Genomic DNA, 10,619 nt, shown 5'->3' on the forward strand with positions numbered 1-10,619 from the left:
CCTTACGAGGTGGAAGAATGGGCAGCAGGGGCTGCCTTTTTGCGCGCCGCCAGCCATTTGCCTGCGCCCAGCACCAGCAAGGCACCGCAGATATGGGCGCTCCAGTACACCGGGCTGGGCACAACCGCCAAGCCGTTGGCATCCCAATGGCCCAGCTTGGGCAGCCACAGCCATTGCTCGGGGTCAATAAATCCAGGATCGCTGACCAGCATGCCCCCGGCAATCCAGCCCAGCAGCATGCCACCGCCCAAAATCACCGAAGGGAAGCGCTCCATCAACTTGATCACCAGCTGCGAGCCCCAGACGATGATGGGGATAGAGATCAACAGCCCCAGCGAGATCAGCAACAGCTGGTGGTCTTGGTGCGCTGTTTGCGCGGCCCCGGCAATGGCAATCACGTTGTCCACACTCATCACCAAGTCGGCGACGATGATGGTTTTGATGGCGGCCAGCAAGCGGTCGCTGGCGGTAATGTTCTCGTGCCCTTCCTCATCCGGGGCCAGCAGTTTGATGCCAATCCACACCAGCAACAGCGCCCCGGCCAGTTTTAAAAACGGCAGTTTCAGCAGCGTCATGGCAAACATGATCAGCACCACGCGCAGCACGATGGCCCCAGCAGTGCCGTAAACAATGCCTTTGGTGCGCTGCGCCGCCGGCAATTTGCGGCAGGCCAGGGCAATGACCACGGCGTTGTCACCACCGAGCAAGATGTCGATGATGATGATTTGCCCCAGCGCAATCCAAAATGAGGCGTGATAGAGAAAGTCCAAATCCATTGCAAACTCCAATGCAGCAATACCCATACCAAGATCAATACACGATCAATACCTAAGAACGTGTTCACGATCTTAGGGCTCCTCACAGCGCTGCAACACCTTGCCCGCCAACGCCGGGCCCAAGGCCCCCAGCTGGGCCTGCTGGGCCGCGGTGGCTGCGGGCAGGCGCAGGGTGAAGACCTGGGCCGCAGCGCGCTCCTGCACCACCCGGGCCCCGCGCACGCCTTTGCGCAGCAGGCGGGTGAGTTCACGGGTGGCGGCCTCTTCCGAAGAGAAGCGGCCCAGCGACAGGCCGGGCTCCAGGTTGCCACCAGCGCGGTCGGTGTCGATGTTTTGCGCCCGCAGCGAGGTGCGCTGGCGGTTGAGCAGCTCTTGGCTGGGGAATTTGCCCAAGTAAACCATCCAGCGCCCGGGCATGTCTTGGCTGCGCATTTCGTAGCTGTCCCAGGCCAGCTCTTGCGCCCGCAAGGCGTTGCGCAGGGTTTTGGCCTCATCTTGGCTGAACGGCCCGGCCTGCAGGCATTGGGTGTCGGGGGCGGGCGGGGCCGTGGGCGCAGCGGGGGCTGCTTCTGATTCAGGAGCTGTTGGCGCTTTGTTTGCTTGGTTTGTTGGGGTGTTTGAGTCTGTATTGCTGATTTCTTCAGCGGCAGCAGCTTCTGTTTTAGGCGTTGGCCGCGCTGCCGCCGCATCGGCCGCCGGGGGCGGGTTGGCCGCCACAGCGATCAGCTGCACGGCCTCGGGGCGCATTTGCTTTTCTAAGCGCCAGGGCTCATTGGTGGGGCTGGGGCCCCAGCCTACGGCCACAAGCCAGCCCTGCCCCCAGGCGGCGTAGGCCAGGTTGGCAGCAAACAACAAAATCAGAAGAAGGCGCAGCATGGTCGTTTCGGGCAGTTCAAGGCAAGGGCATATTTTGCGGGCGCACACTCACCTCGGCGCTGTGAATGGTCTGCACGCCGTGCTCTGTTTGGATGTGCAGCGCCCCGTCCGGGCCTACGCCCAGCGCCTGCCCCACGATGCCATCGCTGGTATGAACCCAGCGGCCGCGCAAGAGGTCCAGGCGGGCAAAGCTGGCCACGCAGGCGGCAAAGCCGGTGTCGGCAAACTCCAGCACTTGGCGCACCACCAGCGGCAGCAATTGGGCCAGGGCCAGCGGGGCGCTCCAGCGCGGGTCCAGCTCTTGCAGGCTGGCCGGGCGGGTGGCCCAGCTGCCGGTGGCCACCGGGGGCTGGATGTTCACGCCCATGCCGATGATGACGTAGCGCTCGCCCCGGCGGGCCTGGGGGAGGTTGGCCGTTTCAATCAGAATGCCGCCGAGCTTGCGGTCATCGGTCAGCCACAGGTCGTTGGGCCATTTCAGGCCGATGCACAAGGCGGCGTTGGGGTCGGTTGGCTGCAGCGCCTGGGCCATGGCCACGCCCACGGCCAGCGACAGGCCCGACCAATCGCGCGGGGCCAGGGGCAGGGCCAAAGAGCACATCAGGCTGCTGCCCGGCGCATTGCTCCAGGGGCGGCCCTGGCGGCCTTTGCCGGCGGTTTGGTCTTCGGCGATGAGCAAAATCGGCTCGGTCTGCCCGGCGCGGGCGCGGCGCATCAGCTCGGTGTTGGTCGAGTCAATGCGGGGCAGCACCTCCACGGTAAAGCCTGGCAGCACAGGGGCCGTGTGTTGCCACAGGTCTTCGGGGTACCAGCGCACGCTCATGCGCGAACCTGAGAAAAAAAGAGAGTGGCGCTGCCGGACATGAAAAACTCTGATAACTTGAATAGGTATGCGTGCGTGCGCACGCGAGAAAATAATTTCACCAATTTCACAAACCAACGAATTGTAGAAGGCCTTCACGGCCCAGCCTGAGCATGAGCAAAACCCTCGTCATTGCAGAAAAACCCTCCGTGGCCCAAGACATCGTGCGGGCGCTGACCCCCATTGCGGGCAAATTTGACAAATACGACGACTATTTCGAGAGCGAGCACTACGTGGTCACCAGCGCGGTGGGCCACCTGGTGGAAATTCAGGCCCCCGAAGAGTTCGATGTCAAACGCGGCAAGTGGAGCTTTGCCCACCTGCCGGTGATTCCGCCACGCTTTGACCTGAAACCGGTCGATAAAACCAAAAGCCGCCTGGCCGCCGTCGTCAAGCAAGCCAAGCGCAAAGATGTAACCCAACTCATCAACGCCTGCGACGCGGGGCGCGAGGGCGAGCTGATCTTTCGCCTGATCGAGCAATACGCCGGCGGCGCCAAAGGCGGCCTGGGCAAACCCATCCAGCGCCTGTGGCTGCAGTCCATGACCCCGCAGGCCATCCGCGATGGCTTTAACAACCTGCGCAGTGATGCGCAAATGCAAGGCCTGGCCGATGCGGCGCGCAGCCGCTCCGAGGCCGATTGGCTGGTCGGCATCAACGGCACGCGGGCCATGACGGCGTTCAACTCGCGCGATGGCGGCTTCTTTTTGACCACCGTGGGCCGGGTGCAAACGCCCACGCTGTCGCTCATCGTCACGCGCGAGGAAAAAATCCGCGCCTTCCAAAGCCGTGAATATTTCGAGGTGCATGCCAACTTTGCCGCCCAGGCCGGGCAGTACGCGGGCAAGTGGTTCGACCCCAAATTTAAAAAATCCGACGACCCCGAGGCCAAGGCCGACCGCCTGTGGAAGGCCGAAGATGCCCAAGCCATTGCCAGCGCCGTGCAAGGCCAGCCCGCCACCGTCACCGAAGAATCCAAGCCCAGCACCCAGGCCAGCCCGCTGCTGTTTGACCTGACCAGCCTGCAGCGCGAGGCCAACGGCAAGTTCGGCTTTTCGGCCAAAACCACCTTGGCGCTGGCCCAGGCGCTGTACGAAAAGCACAAGGCGCTGACCTACCCGCGTACCGATTCGCGCCACCTGCCCGAGGACTACCTGCCCACCACGCGCCAGACGCTGGAGATGCTGGCCACCTCGCAGCACAGCCACCTGGCCCCGTTTGCCCGCCAAGCGCTGGAGCACAACTACCTGCGCCCGACCAAGCGCGTGTTCGACAACAGCCAGGTGAGCGACCACTTTGCCATCATCCCCACCACGCAAGCGCCCAGCGGCCTGTCCGAAGCCGAGCAAAAGCTGTACGACCTGGTGGTGCGCCGCTTCATGGCGGTGTTCTTCCCGGCCGCGCAGTACCAGATCACCACGCGCATCAGCCAGGTGGCGCAGCACCATTTCAAGACCGAGGGCAAGGTGCTCATCCACCCCGGCTGGCTGGCCATTTACGGCAAAGAAGCGGCCAGCGAAACCGACGGTGGCAAAGACGGCGACAAAGGCCAGCCCCTGGTGGCCGTGCAGCCGGGCGAACACCCCCGCGTGGCACTGGCCCAGGCCAAGCCGCTGCACACCAAGCCGCCGGCGCGCTACTCTGAAGCGACCCTGCTGGGCGCAATGGAAAGCGCGGGCAAGCAGGTCGAGGATGAAGAGCTGCGCAGCGCCATGCAGGAAAAAGGCCTGGGCACCCCAGCCACCCGCGCCGCCATCATCGAAGGGCTGCTGTCCGAAAAATACCTGCTGCGCGAGGGCCGCGAGCTGCTGCCCACGGCCAAGGCGTTTCAACTGATGACCCTGCTGCGCGGCCTGGACGTGCAAGAGCTGTGCAAGCCCGAGCTGACCGGCGAATGGGAATACAAGCTGGCGCAGATGGAGCGCGGCGAGCTGCCCCGCGCCCAGTTCATGCAAAAAATTGCCCAAATGACCGAGCGCCTGGTGCAAAAAGCCAAGGAATACGACCGCGACACCATCCCCGGCAACTACGCCACGCTGACCTCGCCATGCCCGCAGTGCGATGGCATCGTCAAAGAAAACTACCGCCGCTACGCCTGCACCGGGGCCGACGGGGCGGGCGAGGGCTGCGGCTTTTCCTTCACCAAATCGCCCGCCGGGCGCACCTTTGAAACGCACGAGGCCGAAACCCTGCTGCGCGAGCGGCGCATCGGCCCGCTGGAGGGCTTTCGCTCCAAGGCCGGTTGGCCGTTTACCTCAGAGCTGGCCATCGTCAGCGACAAAGACACCGGCCAGTTCAAGCTGGAATTTGACTTTGGCGACGACAAAGCCAGCGAGGAAAACGCCGAAATCGTCGATTTCAGCGGCCAAACCAGCCTGGGCGCGTGCCCGGCCTGTGGCGCACCCGTGTTTGCCCACGGCAGCAACTACGTGTGCAGCAAGGCCGTGCCCACCGCCACCCAGCCTGCGCCCAGTTGCAACTTCAAATCCGGCCAAATCATCCTGCAGCAGCCCATTGCCCCCGAGCAAATGCAAAAGCTGCTGGCCACGGGCAAGACCGATTTGCTGGACAAATTCATCTCCAACCGCACGCGCCGCGCCTTCAAGGCGCATTTGGTGTGGGACCAGGCGGGCGGCAAAGTCGGCTTTGAATTTGAGCAGCGCGAAAGCAAATACCCTCCTAAAAAAGGAGCTGCTACCGCTGCAAAAACAACCACTACAAAAGCAAAAACCACCAAAACAAGCGCCAGTAAAGCGCCTGCAGCTCGCAAACCTGCAGCAGCCAACTACCACCCCGATGCCGCGCTGGCCGCCGTCATCGGCAGCGAGGCCGTGGCCCGCACCGAGGCACTGAAAAAACTGTGGGACTACATCAAGGCGCACAACCTGCAAGACCCGCAAGACAAACGCACCATCGTGGCCGACGACAAACTGCGCCCCGTACTGGGCAAAGACCGCGCCGGCATGTTTGAGCTGACCGGCCTGATCGGCCCGCACCTGGTGGCCAATGCGTAAGAACGTGTTCACAATCTCCTCGCGGGTGTGCAGTCGCGGCCTCGGGCGGTCTGCGGCGTTGCAAATCCTCGCCATAGCTAGCGCTATGTCTGTGGTTTGCGCCTTGCAGCCCATCCCGATCCGCATCCCGCACCCCTTCGCGCGCAGATCGTGAACACGTTCTAAGCCAATGCCTGCGCCAATGCCTGCATCAATGTCTGCACCAATGCCCACGGCCCCTGCCGCCGCGCAGCGCCACATTCCCCTGCACGGCTGCAGCAACTTTCGTGACCTGGGCGGCTACAGCGGCCACCAGGGACAGCGGCTGCGCTGGGGGCAGGTGTACCGCTCGGACCATCTGGCGGACTTGAGCGCTGCGGACCTGGCGCAACTGGATGCCCTGGGCGTAGCCCGCGCGGTGGATTTTCGCGGTGCGCAGGAACGCGCCCAGCACGGCTACGGCTGGCCCCAGCTGCAGCAGCACAGCCTGGTGATTGAGCCCACCCTGGTGCACGAGGCAATGCAGCTGTTGAAAGCGGGCGGGCGGCTGAGCGTGGCCGACACCGTGGCGCTGATGCAGGCCACCTACCGGGGCCTGGTGGTGGAGTCCGCGCCAGTGTTTGCCCGCTGGTTTGCCCTGCTGCTGGAGGATGATCGCCCCCTGGTATTTCACTGCACTGCGGGCAAAGACCGCACCGGCTGGGCCGCCGCTTTGCTGCTGCACGCGCTGGGCGTAGCCCCAGAAGTGATTGCGCAGGATTATTTGCTCACCAACCAGCTCTACCGCCGCCCCGCCGCCCTGGCGGCGCAGGCGGCCCAGCACATTCCACCCGAAGTGCTGCACGTGCTGTGGACGGTGCAACCGGCGTTTTTAGACAGTGCCTACGCCGCCGTGGCGCAGCACTGGGGCAGCATCCACGCCTATTTGCACGAAGCCCTGGGGCTGGGGCCGTCGGCCTTGGTCCAGTTGCGCGGGCGTTACCTGCAAGCTTTGGCTTGATGGGCATTGGTGTAGGGTTAGGGGTTTTCGGTTTACACCAAGGAGCCCACGATGACCCCCGCCCTGCTCAACCACCCCATTACCGCCCAATGGCCGCCCCAGCATCCTGAGCGGCTGCAGCTGTATTCGCTGGCCACGCCCAATGGCGTGAAAGTGTCGATTGCACTGGAGGAGATGGGCCTGCCCTACGAGGCGCACACCATCCGCTTTGAGCACAATGACCAGTTTCACCCGGCGTTTTTAGCGCTCAACCCGAACAACAAAATCCCCGCCATCCTCGACCCCCACGGCCCGGGCGGCCAGCCGTTGGCGCTGTTTGAATCGGGGGCCATCCTGATGTATCTGGCCGAAAAAACCGGGCAATTTCTCCCAACCGACCCGGCCCAGCGCTACACCACGCTGCAATGGCTGATGTGGCAAATGGGCGGCCTGGGGCCGATGCTGGGGCAACTGGGCTTTTTCCATAAATTTGCCGGCAAAGACTTTGAAGACAAACGCCCGCGCGACCGCTATGTGAACGAGGCCAAGCGCCTCTTGGGGGTGCTGGATAAGCACTTGAGCCACCAGCCCTGGATGGTGGGCGATGCCTACACCATTGCCGACATGGCCATCTTCCCCTGGGTGCGCAACCTGATTGGCTTTTATGAGGCGGCCGAGGTGGTCGGCTGGAGCGATTTCCCGCACGTGGCGCGGGCGCTGGCGGCCTTTTTGGCCCGCCCCGCCGTGCAACGCGGGCTGGAGGTGCCGCGCGCTTAACGCGGTGCTGCCGGTTGCGTCAGTGCCCAGCCAGGCTAGCGCCCAAACAAACGCGCTAGCCAGCCTTTTTTTTGCATCCGGTGCTCTAGCCCGGGAAAGAGTTTTTCGTAATCAATGTGCCGTGTCTCCGCATCGGCCGCGCCCTGGCGCTGGGCAGCATCGACGCGGTTTAAATATTCCTTCACGGTGGGGGTGTAGGCGTGGTCTTCGGTGCGAATGTGGCTAAACAGCCAGCGCGACAGCAGCTTGTGCAGCTCGTCGGCCACATCTTCCCCGGCTTCAAAACGCTCTTGAATCGACACAATGCGGCGGATAAAAAGCGCGTGTACCTTTTTGTGCGGGCCTAAAAAGGTGTAGCCCGCTTGCTCCAGCAGGTTTTCTTCAAAGACAAAGTGCGATTCGGTGTAATCGGCGGTGTCGGCAATCACCTGGGACAGCGCTTGCCGGTCTGGCGAGCTGCGCAAGTTGTACAAGGTGTTGATGTACTCGGCGATGCGTTGGTGCTGGCGGTCAATTTCCGCAATCCCGGTGTCCAAGTCGGCGCTCCAGACAAGATGAGCCATAGAAATCTCCGCAAAACTGACAAGGTTGAGAACCAGGGAATATACCTAGTTTCAAGAGGGGCAATCGGTATTGGCACCGCGCTGGCGGGTGGCAACACCCTTCTGGGCAGAAAAGAGCGCGGCCAACTTCCTACAATCTGCGCCCATGACTTTGCCCACCTACACCCGCGCCCAACAGCTGCCTGCCATCCTGGAACAACGTATTGCCATCTTGGATGGGGCCATGGGCACCATGATCCAGCGCTTCAAGCTCACCGAGGCCCAGTACCGGGGCGAGCGCTTTGCCGACTTTGCCTACGATGTAAAAGGCAACAACGAGCTGCTCAGCCTGACGCGCCCGGATGTGATCCGCGACATCCACGAAGGCTACCTGGCCGCCGGGGCCGACCTGATCGAGACCAACACCTTTGGCGCCACCAGCATCGCCCAGGACGACTACCACATGGGCCATCTGGCCTACGAGATGAACCTGCAAAGCGCCAAGCTGGCGCGCGCAGCGTGCGACAAATTCTCCACCCCCGATCACCCCCGCTTTGTCGCCGGTGCCCTGGGCCCGACGCCCAAAACCGCCAGCATCAGCCCCGACGTGAACGACCCCGGCGCGCGCAACATCAACTTTGAGCAGCTGCGCGTGGCCTATCTGGAGCAAACCCTGGGCCTGATTGAAGGCGGGGCGGACGTGATTTTGGTGGAAACCATTTTCGACACCTTGAACGCCAAGGCGGCGCTGTTTGCCGTCGATGAGGCGTTTGAGCAGACCGGCGAATGCCTGCCCATCATGATCAGCGGCACGGTGACCGATGCCTCAGGCCGCATTCTGTCGGGCCAGACGGTGACGGCGTTTTGGCACAGCGTGCGCCATGCCAACCCGCTGTCGGTGGGCCTGAACTGCGCCCTGGGCGCGGCGCTGATGCGCCCCTACATCCAAGAGCTGGCCAAGGCCGCGCCCGATACCTTCATCAGCTGCTACCCCAACGCCGGCCTGCCCAACCCCATGAGCGACACCGGCTTTGACGAAACGCCCGAGGTCACCAGCCGCCTGGTGCACGAGTTTGCCGCCGAGGGGCTGGTGAACATTCTGGGCGGCTGCTGCGGCACCACGCCCGACCACATTGGCGCCATTGCCCAAGCCGTTGCGCCCGTGCCCACGCGCAAGCTGTTTTACCCAGCGCACGCCTAAACACCTGCCTAAACAATAGCTCTTTGCGCTTGTAATTCAATGGTTTCACCATAGTTTTTATCTGAAATCACCATTTCAAAAGCGCAAACAGCTATCAAAAATATGAACAAGGAGACAAGCATGGAAAAAGTTTTGCACACCCTGCGCGTGCTGGAAATTGGCGGCCTGGGCCCCGGCCCGTTTTGCGCCATGCACTTGGCCGACCTGGGGGCCGACGTGATCAGCCTGGTGCGCCCCGGCAACGGCGGCCTGCCCATCACGGGCGATTTGCTCAACCGGGGCAAGCGCTCGGTCTTTGCCGACCTCAAATCCCCCGAGGGCCGCGCCCTGGTGCTGCAGCTGGTGGCCCAGGCCGACATCCTCATCGAAGGCATGCGCCCCGGCAGCATGGAGCGCCTGGGCCTGGGCCCGCAAGAGTGCCACGCCGTCAATCCCGCCCTGGTCTATGGCCGCATGACCGGCTGGGGCCAGCACGGCCCGCTGGCACACACCGCGGGGCACGATGCCAACTACACCGCCCTGTCCGGGGCCATGTGGGGCTGCAGCCCGGCCGATGCCCGCCCCGTCGCCCCCGTGGGCGTGCTGGGGGACATTGGCGGCGGGGCGCTCTATTTGATGACGGGGCTGCTGGCTGGCGTGCTGCAGGCGCGCGCCAGCGGCCAGGGCACGGTGGTGGATGCGGCCATCGTCGATGGCGCGGCGCACATGCTCAACCTCATGCTCAGCATGCGCAGCACCGGCCTGGTGGGCGACACGCGCAGCACCAGCCTGCACACCATGGCACCGTTCTACGACACCTATGTCTGCGCGGATGGGGAGCACATCGTCATTGGGCCGATTGAGCCGCAGTTCTACCAATTGCTGCTACAGCGGCTGGGCCTGGAGGGCGACCCAGACTTCACCGGCGACCAATGGGACCGCCGCGCCTGGCCCCAGCGCCGCGCCCGCTTGGCGGCGCTGTTTTTGCAACACCCCCAGGCCCACTGGCAGGCCCTGCTGGAAGGCACGGATGCGTGCTTTTCTGCCGTGCTCAGCCCCAAAGCAGCGCTGCACCACCCCCACCTGCAAGCGCGTGGCGTGTACGCCGAGCCCCAGGGCACACTGCAAGCCAGCCCGGCCCCGCGCTTTGGCGCTGCGCCCTACCCCATCAACCCCACCCACCCTGCCGGAGCGCACACCGAAGCGGTATTGCAGGATTTGGCGCAAGGCGGCCGTGGCTGGCGGGCGTAAACAGCCCCGTACCAATCCAATCCAATCCCCCAACCAGCCCCTGAGCAAAGCCATGCACCCCAAAATCTACCCCGCCCTGCTGGCCATCAGCGCCACGGTCGCCCTGAGCGCCTGCAGCAGCACCGCGCCGCGCCCTGCCGACGACCTGGAGGTGGCGTTTATGTGCACCAACGGCACGGCCATTGCGGTGCGCTTTTCGCCCGCCAATGAAACCGCTGTGCTCACGCACCAGGGCAGCAGCATCACCCTGGCGCAGCAACCCAGCGGCTCGGGCTTTATCTACAGCAATGGCCCCCACACCATTCGCGGCAAGGGCGATGACCTGACCGTCGAGATTGGCCGCATGGTGCCGCTGCAGTGCACGGCCCAGTAAACCTTTTGCC

Annotated in this window: 10 protein-coding genes; 6 read left to right on the forward strand and 4 right to left on the reverse strand. The window is 63.7% G+C overall.

Annotation, left to right across the window (positions count from 1 at the left end; translation table 11 throughout):
* Positions 1–2 precede the first annotated feature (2 nt).
* From ACFO24_RS06675 to ACFO24_RS06685, 3 genes are all read right to left on the reverse strand, one after another.
* Positions 3–776, reverse strand: coding sequence for a TerC family protein (locus ACFO24_RS06675; RefSeq protein WP_207576079.1), 774 nt, complete (start codon positions 774–776; stop codon positions 3–5).
* 72 nt (positions 777–848) lie between these two features.
* Positions 849–1,652 carry an SPOR domain-containing protein gene (locus tag ACFO24_RS06680; RefSeq protein WP_377737619.1) on the reverse strand — a complete coding sequence of 268 codons (804 nt, stop codon included), beginning with the start codon at positions 1,650–1,652 and terminating at the stop codon, positions 849–851.
* A 16-nt stretch (positions 1,653–1,668) separates the two neighbouring features.
* Positions 1,669–2,475 carry a biotin--[acetyl-CoA-carboxylase] ligase gene (locus ACFO24_RS06685; protein WP_377737620.1) on the reverse strand — a complete coding sequence of 269 codons (807 nt, stop codon included), beginning with the start codon at positions 2,473–2,475 and terminating at the stop codon, positions 1,669–1,671.
* Positions 2,476–2,627: 152 nt separating this feature from the next.
* Here ACFO24_RS06685 and ACFO24_RS06690 point away from each other — a divergent pair, with 152 nt between their 5' ends.
* The 3 genes from ACFO24_RS06690 (at position 2,628) to ACFO24_RS06700 (ending at position 7,263) form a co-directional block, all read left to right on the forward strand.
* On the forward strand, positions 2,628–5,528 hold the full coding sequence (locus ACFO24_RS06690; protein WP_377737621.1) for a DNA topoisomerase III: 2,901 nt from the start codon (positions 2,628–2,630) through the stop codon (positions 5,526–5,528).
* Between the two features lie 193 nt (positions 5,529–5,721).
* Positions 5,722–6,507 (forward strand): tyrosine-protein phosphatase, encoded by a 786-nt coding sequence (locus tag ACFO24_RS06695; protein WP_377737622.1) that lies wholly within the window; start codon positions 5,722–5,724, stop codon positions 6,505–6,507.
* A gap of 51 nt (positions 6,508–6,558) precedes the next feature.
* Positions 6,559–7,263, forward strand: a complete 705-nt coding sequence (locus tag ACFO24_RS06700; protein ID WP_377737623.1) for a glutathione S-transferase N-terminal domain-containing protein — start codon at positions 6,559–6,561, stop codon at positions 7,261–7,263.
* Between the two features lie 35 nt (positions 7,264–7,298).
* Here the strand turns inward: ACFO24_RS06700 and ACFO24_RS06705 are convergent, their stop codons facing one another.
* A complete protein-coding gene (locus ACFO24_RS06705; protein ID WP_377737624.1) occupies positions 7,299–7,826 on the reverse strand; it encodes a bacteriohemerythrin in 528 nt (175 codons plus the stop codon).
* Positions 7,827–7,971: 145 nt separating this feature from the next.
* Here ACFO24_RS06705 and ACFO24_RS06710 point away from each other — a divergent pair, with 145 nt between their 5' ends.
* From ACFO24_RS06710 to ACFO24_RS06720, 3 genes are all read left to right on the forward strand, one after another.
* Entirely contained in the window at positions 7,972–9,006 is a 1,035-nt protein-coding gene (locus ACFO24_RS06710; RefSeq protein WP_377737625.1) for a homocysteine S-methyltransferase family protein, read from the forward strand.
* Between the two features lie 120 nt (positions 9,007–9,126).
* Positions 9,127–10,236, forward strand: a complete 1,110-nt coding sequence (locus ACFO24_RS06715; RefSeq protein WP_377737626.1) for a CaiB/BaiF CoA transferase family protein — start codon at positions 9,127–9,129, stop codon at positions 10,234–10,236.
* A 52-nt stretch (positions 10,237–10,288) separates the two neighbouring features.
* The gene (locus ACFO24_RS06720) at positions 10,289–10,609 is read left to right on the forward strand and encodes an MliC family protein (protein WP_377737627.1); all 321 of its coding nucleotides are present in this window, start codon (positions 10,289–10,291) and stop codon (positions 10,607–10,609) included.
* Positions 10,610–10,619 lie beyond the last annotated feature (10 nt).

Source organism: Comamonas denitrificans, assembly GCF_042654745.1.
In the GTDB taxonomy this organism is placed as follows: domain Bacteria; phylum Pseudomonadota; class Gammaproteobacteria; order Burkholderiales; family Burkholderiaceae_C; genus Comamonas; species Comamonas denitrificans.